General features: G+C 70.9%; 14 protein-coding genes and 1 pseudogene. 7 read left to right on the top strand and 8 right to left on the bottom strand.

Annotated elements, in window-relative coordinates; translation table 11 throughout:
- Positions 1-2: 2 nt before the first annotated feature.
- Positions 3-1,127 carry a 3-deoxy-7-phosphoheptulonate synthase AroG gene (aroG, locus tag HS109_05770; GenBank protein ID MBE7521877.1) on the bottom strand — a complete coding sequence of 375 codons (1,125 nt, stop codon included), beginning with the start codon at positions 1,125-1,127 and terminating at the stop codon, positions 3-5.
- A gap of 272 nt (positions 1,128-1,399) precedes the next feature.
- Here aroG and HS109_05765 point away from each other — a divergent pair, with 272 nt between their 5' ends.
- Positions 1,400-1,717 (top strand): phosphate starvation-inducible protein PsiF, encoded by a 318-nt coding sequence (locus tag HS109_05765; GenBank protein ID MBE7521876.1) that lies wholly within the window; start codon positions 1,400-1,402, stop codon positions 1,715-1,717.
- Positions 1,718-1,834: 117 nt separating this feature from the next.
- On the opposite strand, the gene HS109_05760 is transcribed toward HS109_05765, so the two are convergent.
- Both HS109_05760 and HS109_05755 read right to left on the bottom strand, forming a co-directional pair.
- Positions 1,835-3,031, bottom strand: coding sequence for a class I SAM-dependent rRNA methyltransferase (locus HS109_05760; protein MBE7521875.1), 1,197 nt, complete (start codon positions 3,029-3,031; stop codon positions 1,835-1,837).
- A 37-nt stretch (positions 3,032-3,068) separates the two neighbouring features.
- A complete protein-coding gene (locus HS109_05755; protein ID MBE7521874.1) occupies positions 3,069-4,043 on the bottom strand; it encodes an aldo/keto reductase in 975 nt (324 codons plus the stop codon).
- A gap of 105 nt (positions 4,044-4,148) precedes the next feature.
- Here HS109_05755 and HS109_05750 point away from each other — a divergent pair, with 105 nt between their 5' ends.
- On the top strand, positions 4,149-6,155 hold the full coding sequence (locus HS109_05750) for a S9 family peptidase (protein ID MBE7521873.1): 2,007 nt from the start codon (positions 4,149-4,151) through the stop codon (positions 6,153-6,155).
- 4 nt (positions 6,156-6,159) lie between these two features.
- Here the strand turns inward: HS109_05750 and HS109_05745 are convergent, their stop codons facing one another.
- The gene (locus tag HS109_05745; GenBank protein MBE7521872.1) at positions 6,160-6,540 is read right to left on the bottom strand and encodes a TraR/DksA C4-type zinc finger protein; all 381 of its coding nucleotides are present in this window, start codon (positions 6,538-6,540) and stop codon (positions 6,160-6,162) included.
- 182 nt (positions 6,541-6,722) lie between these two features.
- Here HS109_05745 and HS109_05740 point away from each other — a divergent pair, with 182 nt between their 5' ends.
- Entirely contained in the window at positions 6,723-7,145 is a 423-nt protein-coding gene (locus HS109_05740; protein MBE7521871.1) for an Hsp20/alpha crystallin family protein, read from the top strand.
- A 626-nt stretch (positions 7,146-7,771) separates the two neighbouring features.
- Positions 7,772-8,713 (top strand): transposase, encoded by a 942-nt coding sequence (locus HS109_05735; GenBank protein MBE7521870.1) that lies wholly within the window; start codon positions 7,772-7,774, stop codon positions 8,711-8,713.
- Positions 8,714-8,792: 79 nt separating this feature from the next.
- On the opposite strand, the gene HS109_05730 is transcribed toward HS109_05735, so the two are convergent.
- Complete coding sequence (locus HS109_05730; GenBank protein ID MBE7521869.1) at positions 8,793-9,002, bottom strand: KTSC domain-containing protein; 210 nt, start codon at positions 9,000-9,002, stop codon at positions 8,793-8,795.
- On the opposite strand from HS109_05730, the pseudogene HS109_05725 reads away from it, so the two are divergent.
- The 3 genes and pseudogenes from HS109_05725 to HS109_05715 all read left to right on the top strand — a co-directional run bounded on the left by HS109_05725 (position 8,995) and on the right by HS109_05715 (position 14,783).
- Positions 8,995-9,723: pseudogene (locus HS109_05725) on the top strand (DUF11 domain-containing protein). The gene HS109_05730 and the pseudogene HS109_05725 overlap by 8 nt on opposite strands.
- 489 nt (positions 9,724-10,212) lie before the next feature.
- Complete coding sequence (locus HS109_05720) at positions 10,213-12,861, top strand: DUF11 domain-containing protein (GenBank protein MBE7521868.1); 2,649 nt, start codon at positions 10,213-10,215, stop codon at positions 12,859-12,861.
- A gap of 125 nt (positions 12,862-12,986) precedes the next feature.
- Positions 12,987-14,783, top strand: a complete 1,797-nt coding sequence (locus tag HS109_05715; GenBank protein MBE7521867.1) for a heme-binding protein — start codon at positions 12,987-12,989, stop codon at positions 14,781-14,783.
- A 22-nt stretch (positions 14,784-14,805) separates the two neighbouring features.
- Here HS109_05715 and HS109_05710 read toward each other — a convergent pair whose 3' ends face one another.
- The 3 genes from HS109_05710 to HS109_05700 form a co-directional block, all read right to left on the bottom strand.
- Positions 14,806-15,726, bottom strand: coding sequence for an NAD(P)-dependent oxidoreductase (locus tag HS109_05710; protein MBE7521866.1), 921 nt, complete (start codon positions 15,724-15,726; stop codon positions 14,806-14,808).
- Positions 15,727-15,814: 88 nt separating this feature from the next.
- Entirely contained in the window at positions 15,815-16,168 is a 354-nt protein-coding gene (locus tag HS109_05705) for an MliC family protein (protein MBE7521865.1), read from the bottom strand.
- Between the two features lie 68 nt (positions 16,169-16,236).
- Entirely contained in the window at positions 16,237-17,577 is a 1,341-nt protein-coding gene (locus tag HS109_05700; GenBank protein ID MBE7521864.1) for an L-serine ammonia-lyase, iron-sulfur-dependent, subunit alpha, read from the bottom strand.
- Positions 17,578-17,617 lie beyond the last annotated feature (40 nt).

Genomic DNA, 17,617 nt, shown 5'->3' with positions numbered 1-17,617 from the left:
GCTTACGCCGCGTCGGACACCGTGAGCCGCCGGCGCCGCACGGCGTCGGCGAGCTGGCGCAGCGCCTCCACGGTGGCGTCCCAGCCGATGCACGCATCGGTGACCGACACGCCGTAGGCGAGCGCCTCGCCGGGCTTCAGGTCCTGCCGTCCCGGATTGAGGTGGCTCTCGATCATCACGCCGACGATGCGCTCGTCGCCGGAGGCGACCTGTTCCGCGATGTCGGCGGCGACTTCGATCTGGCGCTCGTGCTTCTTCTGGCTGTTCGCGTGCGAGCAGTCGATCATCACGCGCTGCGCGAGGCCGGCGCTCGCGAGCTCCTTGCACACGGCCTCGACGCTCGCCGCGTCGTAGTTCGGAGCCTTGCCGCCGCGCAGGATGATGTGGCAATCCTCGTTGCCCCCGGTGTGCACGATCGCCGAGTGGCCGCCCTTGGTGACCGACAGGAAATGATGCGGCGCGCTCGCCGCCTTGATCGCGTCGACCGCGATGCGCACGTCGCCGTTGGTGCCGTTCTTGAAGCCGACCGGGCAGGAGAGTCCGCTCGCGAGTTCGCGGTGCACCTGGCTCTCGGTCGTGCGCGCGCCGATCGCGCCCCAGCTGATCAGGTCCGCGATGTACTGCGGCGTGATCATGTCGAGATACTCGGTGCCGGCGGGGAGTTCGAGTTCGTTGATCTCGAGCAGGATGCGCCGCGCGAGCCGCAAACCCTCGTTGATCCGGAAGCTGCCGTCGAGGCGCGGGTCGTTGACGAGGCCCTTCCATCCGACGGTCGTGCGCGGCTTTTCGAAGTAGACGCGCATCACGATCGCCAGGTCGGCTTCGAGCTCGCGCTTGAGCGCGGCGAGCCGCGTCGCGTAGTCGATCGCGGCGTCGTAGTCGTGGATCGAGCAGGGGCCGACGACGACGACGAGCCGGTCGTCGGCGCCGTGCAGGATGCGGTGGATCGCCTGCCGGCGGTCGTAGGTGGTGATCGCGGCGACCTCGGACACCGGGAACTCGCGCAGCAGGTGCGAAGGCGGCGCGAGTTCGGTGATTTCGGTGATCCGGGTGTCGTCGACCGGACGTGCGGTCGCCGGACCGCCGGCGGCGGCGTGGCGGTTGCGTTGCGCGGTCGTCGTGGGCACGGCGGGCTCCGTCGGGAATGCGAGGGTCGAGAAAACAATAGCTTACACCCTGTGCCGCAGCGCGTCATCCGGTCGCGGCCGAGCCGCTGGCGAGGGCGTCGTGGCGTCGTTGCGCCGCAACGTGCGGCGCTGCAACACCGCTCCGCACCCTGGTCGTCCGAATCGTTGCGCCGGACGTTACGGGGTGCGTAGACTGATCGGCGAACCCGGCGCCTGCGAATGGCGGCGGGTGCCCGACCCGATACGACCCCTTGGTACAACGGAGATTCGACATGCGGAAAACCACCCTGCTGGCGCTCGTCGGCGCCTTCGCGTTCGCCAGCACCGCCTTCGCCGCCGACCCGCCGAAGACCGCGGCCACCGGCGACAAGCCGCTCACGCCTCAGCAGCAGCGCATGAAGGATTGCAACGCCAGGGCGGAGGGCAAGACGGGCGACGCGCGCAAGGAATTCATGAGCGCCTGCCTGTCGGGCAAGGACGCGCCGGCGAAGATGACGCAGCAGGACAAGATGAAGGCGTGCAACGCCAAGGCCGGTGCGATGAAGGGCGACGAGCGCAAGAAGTTCATGAGTTCCTGCCTCTCCGCCTGACCGTTTGACGGGATCGCCGGGCGTCCTCCTGTCCGCCCGGCCCGAGCGTGGGGTCGCCGCTGCGGCGTCGGTGGCGACCTTTCTTTTTGTCCCAGGTGGAGCGATGTGCGCTGCCGGTCAGCGGCGCTGCACCAGCAGTCCTTTCAGGTAGTCGCCTTCGGGAAAGGCGAGCGCGACCGGGTGATCGGCGCTCGCGCAGAAGCGTCCGACGATCGCGGCATCGACCCTCGCGTCGACCGCGGCCCCCGCGACGATCTTGCGGAAGAGTTCGGTGGAGATCCCGCCCGAGCACGAGAACGTCGCGAGCAGGCCACCGGGCGCGAGAAGTTTCAGCGCGAGCAGGTTGATGTCCTTGTAGGCGCGCGCCGCCTTCGCGGCGAGCGCGGCGGTCGGCGCGAACTTCGGCGGATCGAGCACGATCAACCCGAAGCTCGCCGCGCGGTTGCGCAGTTCGCGCAGTTCCGCGAACACGTCGGCCTCGCGCCATGTCGCCGCCGAGGCGGGCAGCGACGGGTTGGCCGCGAGGTTCTCGCGCGCCAGCCCGAGCGCCGCGGCCGAACTGTCGATCGACACGACGCTCTGCGCGCCTCCTGCGAGCGCGGCGAGCGAGAAGCCGCCGGTGTAGCAGAACGCGTTCAGCACGTCGCGGCCGCGGGCGAGGTCGCGAACGTGCCGCCGATTGTCGCGCTGGTCGAGATAGAAGCCGGTCTTCTGGCCGGCGAGCACGTCGACGCGCCAGCGCAGGCCCCCTTCGCGGATGGCGACCGGCCCGTCGACGGCGCCGCGCAGGACGCCGGTGCGCGGGGCGAGTCCTTCGAGCCTGCGCACGTCCGTGTCCGATCGTTCGACCACGTTCACCGCGCCGGTGGCGTCCGCGAGGGCCGCGACGATCGCATCGCGCCAGCGCTCGGCGCCGGCCGAACTCATCTGCACGACCACGGTGTCGCCGTAGCGGTCGGCGACGACCCCGGGCAGGCCGTCCGATTCGCCGTGGACCAGGCGGCAGGCGTCGTGGTCGGCGTCGAGCATCCCCGCGCGCGCGCCGACCGCCGCGCGCACCCGCGCGGCGAGGAATCCGGCGTCGATCGCCGCAGGCGCGAACGACCAGGCGCGCACCCGGATCTGCGACGCGGGCGAGAAGGCGCCGACGGCGAGGAACGTGCCGTCGTGCGCGCGCACTTCCACCGTGTCTCCCGGGCCCGGATCGCCGTCGACCTGTCCGATCGCGCCCGAGTAGACCCACGGATGGCGCTCGCGCAGCGACTTCTCCCGCCCGGCCTTCAGCGTGACGATGCCGGTGCGCGAGGCGGCCATCGGAAGGCGAGGGTGCGTCGGCCGCGACGACCGCGCTTCAGGTCGCCTTCGGCGTCGTCGTCGCGGCGTCGATCGCGGCCATGACCTCGGGCGTCAGTCGGTCGATCACGTCGAGCGCCTTCAGGTTCTCGTGCACCTGCGCGACGCGGCTCGCGCCGGTGATGACCGTCGACACGTTCGGATTCTTCGCGCACCACGCGAGCGCGAGTTGCGCGGGCGTGCAGCCCAGTTCCCGCGCGATCGGGACGATCTCGCGCACGACCGCGACGCGCACGGGGTCGGACACCCGCTCGGCCAGCCACTCGTAGCCCTTGAGGGCGCCGCGCGAATCCGGCGGGATGCCCTCGCTGTACTTGCCGGTCAGCACGCCGGAGGCGAGCGGGCTCCAGGTCGTCGTGCCGAGGCCGAGGTCGCGGTAGAGCCGCGCGTACTCGCGCTCGACGCGCTCGCGGTGGAACAGGTTGTACTGCGGCTGCTCGGCGACCGGCTTGTGCCAGTGGTGCCGGTCCGCGATGTGCCAGGCCTGCGCGATGTCCGCCGCGCTCCATTCGGAGGTGCCCCAGTACACGGCGCGGCCCGAAGTCACGATGTCGTGCATCGCATGCACGGTCTCCTCGATCGGCGTGTCCGGATCGGGCCGATGACAGTAGAGGAGGTCGACGTAGTCGAGCTTGAGGCGTTCCAGCGACCCGTCGATACCCTGCAGGAGGTACTTGCGGTTGAGCGTGTTCCTCTCGTTCGGACCGTCGTGGAGACCCCAGAAGAGCTTGGTCGAGACGAGGTAGCTCGAGCGTCGCCAGCCGGCCTTCGCGAGTGCCTCGCCCATCAGGGTTTCGGACGCGCCCTTCGCGTACGCCTCGGCGTTGTCGAAGAAGTTCACGCCGGACTCGTAGGCCGCGGTCATGCAGGCGAGCGCGGCGCCGCCGTCGAGCTGGCCGCCGTAGGTGACCCAGGAGCCGAGCGAGAACACGGACACCTTCACGCCGCTCGCGCCGAGCCGCCGGTAGATCATCGAAGCCATCGGGAATATTCGCGGAAGAGGGTGCGGTTGTTCGCCGGTCCGCACCGAAGCCGGGGGATAGAATGCCGCACGATTGTAACCGCAGGGACCGCCGCGATGCCCGTTCGCCGAAAGCCGCTCTCCATCGAAACCCTGTGGGCGCTGAAGCGCATCGGCACCCCGACGCTCTCGCCCGACGGTTCGAGCGCCTGCGCGAGCGTCACCTCGTACGACATGGAGAAGAACGAAGGCGCGACCGAACTGTGGCTCTATCCGACGCGCGCGGGACGGGGCGCGAAGCCGCGTCGTCTCACCGCCGGCGACAAGGACAGCGGACCGGCGTGGTCTCCCGACGGCGGGCTCATCGCCTTCACCGCGAAGCGCAAGGACGACGAGGTCCCGCAGCTCTACGTGATCGCGCCCGACGGCGGCGAGGCGCGCAGGGTCACGAAGCTCTCGACCGGATGCGCCTCGGTGCGCTGGTTTCCCGACGGCCGGCGCGTCGCGTTCATCTCGTGGGTGTGGCGCGACCTCGCGACCGATGCGCAGCAGGCGAAACGCCTGAAGGAGCGCAAGGACGACAAGGTCAAGGTGCACGCCACCGAGCGGTCGGTCTACCGCTTCTGGGATCACTGGCTGACCGACGGCCGCGAGCCGCACGTGTTCGTGTGCGACGTCGAGACCGGCCGCTGCCGCGATGCACTCGCGGGCACCGGGCTCGCGCTGCCGTACTGGGATCCGTCGTCGAACGAGTACGACATCGCGCCCGACGGGCGCGAGATCGCGGTCACGGCCGACCTCGCGCCCGAGCCGGGCATGCTGCACAAGTTCGACATCGTGACCGTCGATCTGCGCACGAAGAAGAAACGCGTGCTGACCGCCTCGACCGGGCGCTCGGACGCCGGGCCCCGCTATTCGCCCGACGGCCGGCACGTCGTCTATCACTCCGTCGACACCGACCGGTCGCACGTCGACCAGGGTCGCCTCGAAATCGTGCCGCGCGGAGGCGGGCGGGCGCGCGCGCTGGGCGCCGCGTTCGACCGCGCGCCCTCGCATCCGCAGTGGGCGCCCGACGGCCGCTCGATCCTGTTCACCGCCGAGGATCGCGGGCGTACCGGGCTGTGGCGTCTGCCGGCAGGCGCGGCGCGGCCCGTGCTCGTCGCCGCCGGCGGCACGATCGGCGGATTCGCGCAATCGAAGGACGGCGCGACGATCGCGTTCGACCGCGCGTCGTCGCGCCATCCGCCCGCGCTCTTCGCCTGCGCGGCGGACGGCACGGACGAGCGCGCGCTCGAGACCACCAACGACGCGCTCCTCGCCAAGCACGCGCTCGGCGAGACGCGCGAGTTCACCGTCGAGGGCTGGCACGGCGAGAGCGTGCAGGTGTGGGTCACCTATCCGCCGAGCTTCGACCCGAAGCGCAAGTGGCCGCTCCTGCACTCGATCCACGGCGGGCCGCACGCGGCGCACGGCGACGGCTGGCACTTCCGCTGGAACGCGCAGGTGTTCGCCGGGCACGGCTATGTCGTGGCGATGGTGAACTACCACGGATCGTCCGGCTTCGGTCAGAAGTTCCTCGAGACGATCGTCGGGCGCTACGGCGAGAAGGAGTTCGCCGACATCGAGGCCGCCACCGACGCGCTCATCCGCACCGGCAGCATCGACCGCACGCGGCTCGTCGGCACCGGCGGCAGCTACGGCGGCTACATGGTCGCCTACATGAACGGGCACACCGACCGCTACGCGACCTATGTCTGCCACGCCGGCTGCTACGACTGGGTGAGCATGATGGCCACCGACGGCTACGAGTGGTTCGGCAAGGAACTCGGCGCCTGGCACTGGGAGGACGAGAAGCGCGTGCTGCGCCAGTCGCCGCACCACCACGTCGGCCGCGCGAAGACGCCGACGCTCGTCGTGCACGGCGAACTCGACTACCGCGTGCCCGCGACGCAGGCGCTGCAGTACTACGACACGCTGAAGGCGAAGGGGGTCGACGCGCGCCTCGTCTACTTCCCCGACGAGAATCACTGGATCCTGAAGCCGCAGAACTCGGTGCGCTGGTACCGCGAGTTCTTCGACTGGATCGCCCGCCGGGCGCCCGGCGGGCCTGCGCGGCGCCGCTGAACGGTCAGGCCGCGCCGCGCTTCTCGGCGGCCTCCTGGCAGCGGATGCAGCGCTTCGCGGTCGGGTAGGCGCGAAGGCGCGCCGCGGGTATCGGCTCGTCGCAGTCGGTGCAGCGACCGTAGCTGCCGTCCGCGATCCGCCGGAGCGCGTCCTCCACCTCGCCGATCTCGGCCACGTCGCGGGCGACCATCGCGATGTCCTGACCCGCCATCGCATCGGCGACCGCCCAGTCGTCGGTGTCCTCGAGCCGGTTGCGCAACGCCATCGTGTCCGGGTCGTCGTGGTCGGCGAACTGCGCGCGGATCGCCGCGCGCAACTCGCGGTGCCGGTCGCGCAGGCGTTCGGACAGTTGGCGCAATTCGGAGGCGGAGAGGTCGGCGCTCATCGGCGGCTCGTCGGCAGGTTGCGGGATGGGAAGGTTCAGCGTCCGGATGGAACGTCGGGGTGGAGTCGGGGGCTTGAAAGACCCGGGCCGGTACCCATGTTGTGCGTACGGCCCGCCCGACGGCACGAACCGGCGGCGGCGCCAGATCCGCGACCGAGCGACGCATCCGACAGGAGACTCCCATGACCCGAGTGCAAGTCTACGATCCTTTCAGTGCCAGCGGCATCGACGATCTGTTCCGCGGCTTCTTCGCCCCGGTCCGCCGCGAGGCGGCGGGCGCCGTCCCGGTCCGCATCGACGTGACCGAGAACGACAAGGGCTACGTCGTGAAGGCCGAGGTTCCCGGCGTGAAGAAGGACGACATCCACGTCACCATCGAAGGCAACCAGGTCTCGATCAGCGCGGAGGTCAAGCGCGAGAGCGAGCAGAAGGAAGGCGACCGCGTGCTCCACACCGAGCGCTACTACGGCAGCGTCTTCCGCAGCTTCACGCTGCCGACCGAACTCGACGAGTCGTCGAGCGAGGCGAAGTACGACGGCGGCGTGCTCGAGCTCAAGCTCGCGAAGAAGCCGGCGATCGCAGGCAAGCGTCTGTCGATCCAGTAATCGATCGCGCGTCCGCGACACGGAGGGATCCACGAGGGTCCCGCCGTGTCCGCCGGCGGGACATCCGCGGCGCCGGCGTTCCTCGCAGGTCTGGCTTCAAGCCTGACGGGGTCCGCCGGATCGATGCGCAAGGCGTCCGGTTACTGAAGCCGGACCCACGGGGTTCTGGATGCGCAAGGCGTCCGGTTACTGAAGCCGGACCCACGGGGTTCTGGATGCGCAAGGCGTCCGGCTTAAGCCGGACCCACGAGCTATCCGCGGCTTTCGCCTTCCTGGTGGGTCGGGCTTCAGCCCGACGGGGTTCGCCGCATCGAAGCTGAGTTTGTCAGGCTGAAGCCGGACCAACGAGGTTCTCGCCGCATCGACGCGAAAAGCGTCCGGTTACTGAAGCCGGACACACACGGTGGCGAGGCGAAAGGCGTCCGGCTTGTATGTTGTTGGCAGACCGGCGCGGTAGAGTGTGGAGGAGAAGTCCGGACTCGGACGCGCAGCCTGTTTCCGGCCAGGGTAAGTCGAACCCGTGCTTCAGTCCATGGCGCGCGGCCGCGCCGGTCTTCGTGAACTCGAACGGTTACGTGCGCGGCCGTAAGGCCAGCGCGCATTGACAAGCACGAGGTGCGAAGACCATGTCCGAAATCAAGGTGGTGGTGGGGATCGATGTGGCGAAGGCGAGCGTCGAGGTGGTGACGCTGGGCGGTACGGGGCCGGCGGGGGAGTTCGGGAACGATCCGGAAGGGCACACGGAGCTGGTGGCGCAGGTGCCGGCGGGGGCGCTGGTGGTGATGGAGGCCACCGGAGGCTATGAAGCGCCGCTGGCGTGTGCGCTGCAGGCGGCGGGGCTGGCGGTGGCGGTGGTCAATCCGAAGCGGGCGCGGGACTTTGCCAAGGGGGTGGGCTCCGGGGCGAAGACGGACCGGATCGATGCGCGGGTGCTGGCCGAGTTCGGGCAGATGCTGAGGCACAAGCCGGACTTCCAACGCTACCTGAAACCGCCGGTGGACGAACAGGTGCAGGACTTGGCGGCTTGGGTGACGCGCCGGCGCCAGCTGCTGGGCATGTTGCTGTCCGAACGACAGCGCCTCGAGTCCTCGCGGCCCAAGGTGCGGCCGAGCATCGAGGCGATGATCGAGTCGATCAAACGCCAGCTCGACCAGATCGACCGGCAGATGCAGACCCATGTGGCGCACCACCACGAGGAACTCGACCGGTTACTTCGGTCGACCCGAGGCATCGGGCCGGTAGCCAGCGCGACGCTGATCGCTGGGTTGCCGGAACTGGGACGCTTGAGCGGGGCCGAGATCAGCGCGCTGGTGGGGGTCGCGCCGATGGCGCGAGACTCGGGGCAGAAGAAAGGACGCCGCTGGATCCAGGGGGGCCGCTTCGAGGTTCGCCGCGTGCTCTACATGGCCACGCTGACGGCGATCCGCAGCAATCCGGTGATCCGGGTTTTCTATCTACGCCTGGTGGCTGCCGGGAAGGTCAAGAAGGTCGCGATCGTGGCGTGCATGCACAAACTCCTGCGCATCCTTAACGCCATGGTTCGCGATCATCAGCCCTTCCAGGCTTGACATCCAACACGGTTACTGAAGCCGGACCCACGGGGTTGTCGTCGTATCGAAGCGACGGGCGTCCGGCTTAAACGCGGGATCACCGGATGCGTTTCGCGACGAACTCCTCGTCGACGTTGTCGCGGAAGTAGCTCCACGGCGAACTCGCGCTCGCGAGCCGCCGCCAGACCTCGGGCGACACCCCCGAATACTCGAACGTGCCCGACGTGAGTTCGACGACGAGCTTGCGCGTCCGCTCGTCGTAGCCGGCGGCCTTGAGGTTGCCGCCGTTCAGCTTCTTCATGTCCATCGCGCGGCCTTTCCGGATTTCCACCGATACGACATCGCCGGGCCATCGGCCCGCATCCCGGCGCCCCGCCGCGGGACGTGGGCGCCTCGTCGTCGACGGCCGGGCAGTATGGTCATGCGCGACGCCCCGGGTCAATCATCGACGTTGCGAGTCGCGAACCCGCCGCGGCCGTGGCGCGTGCGGCCCCTACGCAGACCGGCGGGGACCGGTTCGCCGGGCAGCGAAGTGCTGGCATGCTCGTTGCTCGAATGCGGGCGGCGCCGGGCGGGCCCGGCCGCCGGTCAGTCGCTGCCTGGGCGACGAACACGCGCGTAGCGAGCGTGCCGGACGGGGTGCTCACCCTTCGGTGCTGGTTCGGCGAGGGGAGAGTGGAATGGTTCGGAAGGTCGGCGGTGCGGTCGTGCGACGCGATGCGGTCGCACGGCGGGTGATCGGATGGCTGTTCGCGGTGCTGTTCGCCGCCGGCTCGGCGGCGGCGCAGGCGCAGATGGCGGACCTCGTCATCAACATCGCGGACGCTCCCGATCCGGGTCCCGCGGGCGGGCTCTACACCTACACGGTCCGGGTCGACAACAACGGACCGAATCCGACGACGGGCGTCTCGCTCGTCCAGACGCTGCCCACCTCGCCGGCCGCCGCGGTCTTCGTGAGCGCAACCGCGACGCAGGGCTCGTGCTCGAACACGCCCACCCAGGTGACCTGCGCGCTCGGGTCCATCGCGTTCCCGGGCTTCGCCACCGCGACCGTCGTCGTGCGCCTGCCGATCTCAGGCGTCTACCAGAGCGTCTTCACCGCCACCTCGGCACTCCCCGATCCCAATACGTCGAACAACCTCGACATTCCGGAGAGCACCACCGCCCGCGACGCCGCCGACATGGGCGTGGTCGTGTCGGGTCCCGCGCTGCCGGTCGCGGCGGGCGCGAACTACAACCTGCAGGTCACCGCGACCAACCACGGCCCCAACGCGCTCGGCGCGTCGGACACGCGCGAGATCGCCTTCACCGTGCCCGGAGGAGCGTGCGTGACGAGTGCCCCCAGCGGCAGCGGCTGGGCCTGCACCGCGCCCGGCCCCTATCCGGTGTGCTCGGGCGACTTCACCTGCAGCCGTACCGGCGCGCTCGCGGTCAACGCGAGCGATCCGGTGCTGACCGTGCCGATGGTGGCCAACAGCGCGGGCACGATCACCGCGGCGTTCGACGTGAGTTCGTCGCTGCCGGACGGCAACCCGGACAACGACACCGGCGTGGCCGATGTCGAGGTGCTGGGCGGTTCGTCGGATCTCGCGATCACCAAGACCGTCTCGCCGACCGGCACCGTCGCACAGGGCAGCAACGTCACCTACACGCTCACGCCGAGGTTCAACGGCGGCGTGCCGCCGGGCTCCACCGGCGACGGGATCATCACGATCACCGACACGCTGCCCGCCGGGCTGTCGTTCGTGTCGGTGACGCCGAACGCCCCGTGGACCTGCACGTACTCGGCCCCGACGGTCACCTGCACGATGAACGGGCCCTACCTCGGCGGCAACTTCACCAACCTGCCGACGATCGCCATCGTCGCAGAGGTCGCGACCGAGGGCGCGATCCCGAACACCGCGACGATCGACGGCCCGGAGAACGATCCGAACCCCTCGAACAACCAGTCGACCGTCTCGGTCACCGGAAGCAACCGCGCCGATCTGACCGTGACGAAGACCGCGTCGCTCCCGGCGGTCGTGCCGAACCAGCCGTTCACCTACACGATCCGTCCGCGCAACAGCGGGCCGCTCGCGATGGTCGCGGGCCAGACGGTGACGATCACCGACACCCTGCCGGCGGGACTCACGCTCACGGCCAATCCGTCCAACGCGAACTGGACCTGCTCGGTCGCACCGCCGGCGACGATGCCGCCGCCCGACGCGCCCGGGCCGCTCGCGCTCACCTGCGTGCGCGTGCTGCCGGCCAACGTCGCGGCGAACACGAACCTGCCGACGATCACCGTCTCGACGTTCGCGACTGCGACCGGCACGATCGACAACACCGCCTGCGGCGACCTGACCGGTCCCGGCCCGCAGGACGACTCGACCACCCGCTGCGGCAGCGTGAGCGTCGTGTCGACCGGTGCGGCGAGCGCGGCGGACCTGTCGATCAGCAAGAGCGGAAATCCCGCGACCGTGAAGGCCGGGGAACTCCTCACCTACACGCTCTCCGTCCACAACGCCGGCCCGGGCGCCGCGACCAACGTCGTCGTCACCGACGCGCTGTCGAGCTTGTTCGCCTCGGGACCGGGGCTCGTCTCGGCCGCCGTGACCGCGGGCACCGGCACCTGCAGCCCGGCCGGCCCGTCGAGCGTCTCGAGCGCCACCGTGACCTGCACGATCCCGACGCTCGCCTCGGGCGCGGACGCGACGGTCACGATCCAGATCCGTCCGTCGATCGCCGCCACCGGCACGCGCACCAACCAGGCGTCGGTGAACTCGACCCAGGTCGGCGACCCGGATCGTTCGAACAACTCCAGTTCGACCGTCACGACGTCGGTGACGGCAGTCGCCGACATGCAGGTGACCAAGACGGCGAATCCCTCGTCGGTCCCCGGCGGCGCGCCGCTCACCTACGTGATGACCGCGCGCAACAACGGTCCGTCGAACGCGGAGAGCGTCACCGTTATCGACACGCTCCCCGCGAACGCGGTGTTCCTGTCGCTCACCTCCACCGGCACCTGCACGACGCCCGCGGTCGGCGCGACCGGGGGGACGATCTCCTGCACGTTCGGCACCGTCAATGCGGGGGCGCAACGCACCGCGACCTACGTCGTGCGCCCGCTCGCGAGCGCCGCCGGCGGCAACGTGGTCAACCAGGCGGTCGTGTCGACCGACACCGAGGACACCAACGGCGGCAACGACTCGGCCTCGCTGACCACGCCGGTCCTCGCGCCGGTCCTCGACATCCTGGTGAACAAGGTCGACAGCGTCGATCCGGTCGCGCTCGGCGCGACGACGCGCTACACGATCACCATCACCAATCAGGGGCCGTCGTACGGCACGAACCTGCGGATGGTCGATGCATTCCCGTCGCAGTCGCCGACCGCGACGTTCAGCTGGCAGGGCAACCTCGACGTGCAGCCGCCGGGGTCGGGCACCTGCACGACGGTGCCGGCGATGAACGCGATCACCGGAACGCTCGAGTGCGCGTTCCCGGGCATCGCCGCCGGGCAGGTGTACACGGTCGCCTACGACATGCGTGCGGAATCGGTCGTGTCCGGCATCTCGGGCACCGGCTTCAACCAGGTCGACGTGTCGGTCGACGAGACCGAAACGCACAGCGACAACAACCGTGCGATCGAGTCGACGACGACGCGCCGCACGGCCGACCTGTCGATCGTCAAGACCGGGCCGGACCCGCTGACGCCGGGCGCGGCGTTCGACTACACGATCGTCGTGACCAATCTCGGTCCGAACCCGAGCACCGGCGCGACCGTGACCGACACGCTGCCCGCGCCGCTCGGCATCGTGAGCGCCGGGCCGGGCTGCACCCACGTGGGTCCGGCCGTCACCTGCACGCTCGGCACGCTCGGGTTGAACGAGACCGCGACGATCACGATCCGCGCCAGCGTGCCCTATCCGTACACCGGACCGTCGTCGCTGACCAACGCCGCGACCGTGGCGGCCGTCAACGAGATCGATCCGGTGCCGGAGAACAACACCGACGACGCGACCGGCGCGGTGGACACCGACGCGCCGCCGCCCCTCCCGCCGTCGCAGCCGGTGCCAACGCTGCCGTGGCAGGGGTTGGTCGCGCTCGCGGCGATGCTCGCGGCGGCGGCGATGTGGCAGCGGCGGCGCCTCGCGCGTCCGGCCGCGGCCGCACGGCCGCGGCGGTAATCCCGACCCGGCCCGGTGCCCCGTCGCGGGGCCCCGGGCCTAGGGCCGCACGGCGGCAGTCTCCGCCGCGCAGAGGCCGCCGGCGCGGGCGCGCGGCGCGCTTCCGCTACCATGGGCGCCTTCGCGTGACCGGATCGCCCGTGCATCGCCTCGCCGTTCTGCTCTGCAGCCTCGCTGCGTTCGCGGTCGCATCGGCCCTCGCGGCCCCTCCGCCGCGCGTGCTGCGCACGATGCTGCCGATCGCCGAGACGAGCTTCGACCCGCAGTTCGCCTCCGACGCCGCCTCCGACACCGTGATCGCCGAGGTGTTCGAGGCGATGCTCGACTACGACTACCTCGTGCGGCCGATGAAGCTCGTCCCGCGCACGCTCGAGGCGATGCCTTCGACCCCCGACGGTGGCCGGACCTGGATCTGCCGGTTGAAGAAGGGCATCTTCTTCACGCCCGATGCGGCGTTTCTCGGCAAGCCGCGCGAACTCGTCGCGGCCGACTACGCGTACACCTTCCGGCGCGTGCTCGACCCGGCGGTCAAGAGTCCGTGGCTGTGGCTCCTCGAAGGCAAGCTCGCGGGCAGCGACGAGGCGATCCGCGCGGCGAAGGCGAGGGGCCGCTTCGACTACGATGCGCCGATCGCGGGACTCGAGGTCGTCGACCGCCACACGCTGCGCATCCGCCTCAACTCGCCCGACTACCGCTTTCCGTTCGTCCTCGCGATTCCCTACCTCGGCGCGGTCGCGCGCGAAGTGGTCGAGCGCTACGGACTCGACCTCGGCGCGCACCCGGTGGGCACCGGCGCGTTCATGCTGGGCGAGTACAAGCGCAGTTCGCGCATGGTCCTCGTGCGCAACCCCGACTTCCGCGGCGAGACCTACACGCCGTCCGGCCCGGTGCCGCCCGAGTCGCAGGCGATCGCCAAGGCGCTGGCGGGCAAGCGACTGCCGCTCCTCGACCGGGTCGAGATCAGCGTCATCGAGGAGGCGCAGTCGCGCTGGCTCGCGTTCCGCAACGGCGAGATCGATCTCGACGGCCGCGTGCCCGCGGAACTTTCCGGCGAACTCCTCGTCGACGGCAGGTTGCGGCCCGAACTCGCCGCGCAGGGCATCCATCACGAGGCGCTGCTGCGGCCGAACACCTACTGGTTCTACTTCAACATGGACGACTCGCTCGTCGGCGGTTACACGCCCGAGAAGATCGCGTTGCGGCGCGCGATCGCGATGGGCTACGACGCGGCCGAGGCGCTGCGCGTGCTGTCGAAGGGGCGGGGCGTCCTCGCGCAGAGCCTGGTGCCGCCGGGCATCGCCGGCTACGACCCGGACTGGAAGCTCGGGGCGCAGGTCCACGATCCCGCGGCCGCGCGCGCGCTCCTCGACCGCTTCGGCTACCGGGACGTCGACCGCGACGGCTTCCGCGAACTGCCCGACGGCAAGCCGCTTCTGCTCGAACGCTGGTCGGTGCCGACCTCGGGGCAGCGCGAAGCCGACGAGCTGTGGACGAAGAACATGGCCGCGATCGGCATCCGCCTCGCGATCCGCAAGGACAAGCTGCCGGAACTGCGCAAGATGGCGCGGCAGGGCCGGATCCCGTTCCGCTCCGACGGCTGGAACGCCGACTACCCGGACGCGGAGAACTTCATGCAGCTCCTCTACGGGCCGAACGCCGGGCAGGAGAACCAGGCGCGCTTCCGGCTCGCCGAGTACGACCGGCTCTACGACGAAGCGCGCAGGCTTCCCGACGGGCGCGAGCGCAACGCGCTCTTCGGCCGGATGCAGGCGCTGATGGTCGCCTATGCGCCGATGCGGCTCACGCAGCACGCCATCGAGGATCACGCGTGGCACGCGCGGGTGCAGAACTACCGCGCGCACCCGATCCGCACCTTCGCGTTCCGCTATTACGACGTGACCGGGCCGGTGCCCCGGAAGTAGTCCGCCGCGGCTCGGCGCCGCGTCAGTCGCGCGGAGGGCCGGTGTCCTCGCCGCGGCGTTCGCCCGCGCGCTTCACCAGCACCGCGTCGTCGTCCTCGCCGTAGCCCGCGTCCACCGCGTCGGCGAACGCCTCGCGCGCGGCCCGCGCGAAGGTCGCGTTCGCGCGCACGCGCGCCGCGACGTCGCAGGCGATGCCGACGTCCTTCGCGAGGATGCGCGCCGCCGCGCGCGGCGCGAAGTCTCCTTCGAGCGCGCGCGGCACGCGGTCGCCGAAGATCCAGCTCGCGCCCGAACTCGCCGAGATCACCTCGGCGGTCGACCGCGGGTCGAGCCCGAGCGCGTCCGCGAGCGCGAGCGCTTCGGCGGCGGCCGCGAGATTCGCGCCGGCGAGCAGGTTGTTGACGATCTTGGTGGCGGCGGCGTCGCCGACGCGATCCGAGATCGTGAACACGCGCCCGGCCGTCGCGGCGAACGCGCTGGCGCAGCGATCGCGCGCGGGCGCGGGGCCGGCGAGCATCACGGTCATCGTGCCCGCATGCGCCCTGGCGGGACCCCCGGAGATCGGCGAGTCGAGGATCGTGATGCCCGCGGGCGCGCAGCGCACCGGAAGCGAACGCACGTAGTCCGGATCGACGGTCGAGGCGATCGACACGATGCGATCGCGCGCGCCGGAGGCTGCGATCCCGTCGCGTCCGAACAGCACCTCGTCGATCTGGCCGGCGTCGACTACCACCACGAGGATGACGTCGGCGGCACGCGCGACTTCGGCGGGCGAGCCCGCGACGACCGCGCCGGCGGCGGCGGCGCGCGCGTTCGCCTCGGGCCGCACGTCGCGCGCGACCACGCGAAAGCCGCCCCGCACGAGCGAGACGACCATGCCGAGGCCCATCGCGCCGGGGCCGATGACCCCGATCGTCGCGTTCGCACCGGGCATCAGCGGCATGCGTCGAGCATCGACCGAGGAGTCGCGCCGGGTTCGCTGCGCGTCGCGCGCGCCGCGTTCGCGGATCCCGCGTCGCGCCGGTGCCGCTTCACTTCGCCGGCTGGGGCACCATCAGCGGGGCGCAGTTCGTGAGCGTCCACGCGTTGCCGTCGCGAATGAAGACGAGGCCGCCGGGGTCGGTGCGCGGACCGCCGCCGCCGCGCACTTCCATCAACCCGTTGGTGTAGCGGACACCGGACGCCGCGGGCACCTTCTGCAGCGTCACGCGCTCGCCGTCGGGGGTGAGCATGCGCAATTCGTCGGGCAGGAACCGGATGACGATGCGCTGGCCCTCGAGCTGGCAGGCGATGGTGTCCCCGGACGGCTGCTCGGGCTTCTTTTCCGGCGCGCCGCACGCCGCGAGGGCGAGCGCCACCACCAAGGGCAGCAAGGTTCGCTTCATGCTCCAAGGCTAACAGATCGCGGCCGGATTTCCGACTGGCCGCGAGCGTGGGCCGCCTCCGGCGGAAGTCAGCAGTCGGGCACCGACATCGCGACACCGCCCAGCGAGGCTTCCTTGTACCGGCCGGCGAGCGAACGCGCGGTCTCGACCATCGTACGGACGACCGCGTCCAGCGCGAGGCGCGGCTCCGGCTCCCGGATCGCGGCATGGGCGGCGGCGCAGGCACGGGCGGCGGCGAGGCCGTTGCGTTCGATGCACGGCGATTCGATGCGTCCTCCGACCGGATCGCACGCGAGCCCGAGGTGCGGCTGCAGCGCGAGTTCCGCGGCATGGAGCGCCTGCGCCGGCGTGGCACCGAGGACCGCCGCCGTTCCGGCGGCAGCCATGGCAGCGGCCACGCCGATCTCGCCCTGGCATCCGACCTGGCGCATCCCGGCCCGGCGCAGCAGCGCTCCGGTCGCACCGGCGGTCGCGAGGAAGTCGACGGCTGCGTGGTCGGCGTCGCCGCGCTCGAGCGTCAGCGCGTGGCGCAGGAGCCCGGCGAGGACCCCGGATGCTCCCGACGAAGGCGCTGCCACCACGCGGTCGCCCGCCGCATTCTCTTCCGCCGCGGCGACGGCGAAGATGCGACAGCGCTGAGCGGCGGTCGTCCGCTCGCTGTCGAGCACCTCCGCGAGCACGGCGGCCGAACGCTTGCGCCGGCCGGGCAGCGGGCCGGTGCGAAGAAGGCCGCGATCGACGGCGGCCTGCATGGCGTCGCGCGTCGCGAGGAGCCGTGCGCGCACTTCGCCGGGAGGGGCGAGCGCGCCTTCGTTCGCGAGCGCGACGAAACTCAGGCGGCGTCCTCCTGCCGCGCGGCAGGCGTCGACCAGCGCGTCGGCGGATGGCGCGTAGTCGTAGGGCACGCGCAGCGTGGCGCCGGTCGGTGACGCCTCGCCGCGCGCGAGCACGACGTCGTCGCCGATCGGCAGGTACAGGCGGTCGGCGATCGTCGCGGCCGAGGCGTCGAACGCGGCGAGGCGGATCGCCGAGCCGTCGAACGCGAGCGCGCGGTCGATGCGAAAGCCGATGTCCGTGACCGGATCGAAGCGGATCTCGTGCGTTCCGTCGAGGAAGATCGACCCCCGCGACGAACACGCGGACAACGTGCGCATCACTGCCGTGGCATGGGCCTCCGAGCGATCGAGACCTTCGAGGCCCGCGACGATCGCAGCTTCGGCGCGGCACTCGCGTCCGACGCAGGCGGTGCCGCCGTAGAGTTCGACGCCGAGGCGCGTCACGTCCGCGAGGTGTCCGGACGCGGCGAGCTCGTGGACGAAGCGACGCGCCGCGATCCACGGCCCCGCGCTGTGCATCGACGAAGGACCCGGACCGGGGCGCAGGACCGAGAACAGGCTCAGGTAGGCCACGTCGTAGCGCTCCCCCGGGACGCGTGGCGCGGGGGTTCCC

The sequence above is a fragment of the Burkholderiales bacterium genome (assembly GCA_015075645.1).
Taxonomy (GTDB): domain Bacteria; phylum Pseudomonadota; class Gammaproteobacteria; order Burkholderiales; family Casimicrobiaceae; genus VBCG01.
The sequence above is the reverse complement of the archived record's forward strand: the minus strand, read 5'-3'. Positions and strand labels throughout refer to the sequence as shown.

Bases quoted from the DNA above. Each gene is read 5' to 3' on its own strand.
- HS109_05730 (MBE7521869.1), bottom strand. From the start codon at position 9,002: ATGGACATGAAGAAGCTGAACGGCGGCAACCTCAAGGCCGCCGGCTAC.
- HS109_05750 (MBE7521873.1), top strand. From the start codon at position 4,149: ATGCCCGTTCGCCGAAAGCCGCTCTCCATCGAAACCCTGTGGGCGCTG.
- HS109_05705 (MBE7521865.1), bottom strand. From the start codon at position 16,168: ATGAAGCGAACCTTGCTGCCCTTGGTGGTGGCGCTCGCCCTCGCGGCG.
- HS109_05735 (MBE7521870.1), top strand. From the start codon at position 7,772: ATGTCCGAAATCAAGGTGGTGGTGGGGATCGATGTGGCGAAGGCGAGC.
- HS109_05765 (MBE7521876.1), top strand. From the start codon at position 1,400: ATGCGGAAAACCACCCTGCTGGCGCTCGTCGGCGCCTTCGCGTTCGCC.
- HS109_05755 (MBE7521874.1), bottom strand. From the start codon at position 4,043: ATGATCTACCGGCGGCTCGGCGCGAGCGGCGTGAAGGTGTCCGTGTTC.
- HS109_05710 (MBE7521866.1), bottom strand. From the start codon at position 15,726: ATGCCGCTGATGCCCGGTGCGAACGCGACGATCGGGGTCATCGGCCCC.
- HS109_05745 (MBE7521872.1), bottom strand. From the start codon at position 6,540: ATGAGCGCCGACCTCTCCGCCTCCGAATTGCGCCAACTGTCCGAACGC.
- HS109_05760 (MBE7521875.1), bottom strand. From the start codon at position 3,031: ATGGCCGCCTCGCGCACCGGCATCGTCACGCTGAAGGCCGGGCGGGAG.
- HS109_05740 (MBE7521871.1), top strand. From the start codon at position 6,723: ATGACCCGAGTGCAAGTCTACGATCCTTTCAGTGCCAGCGGCATCGAC.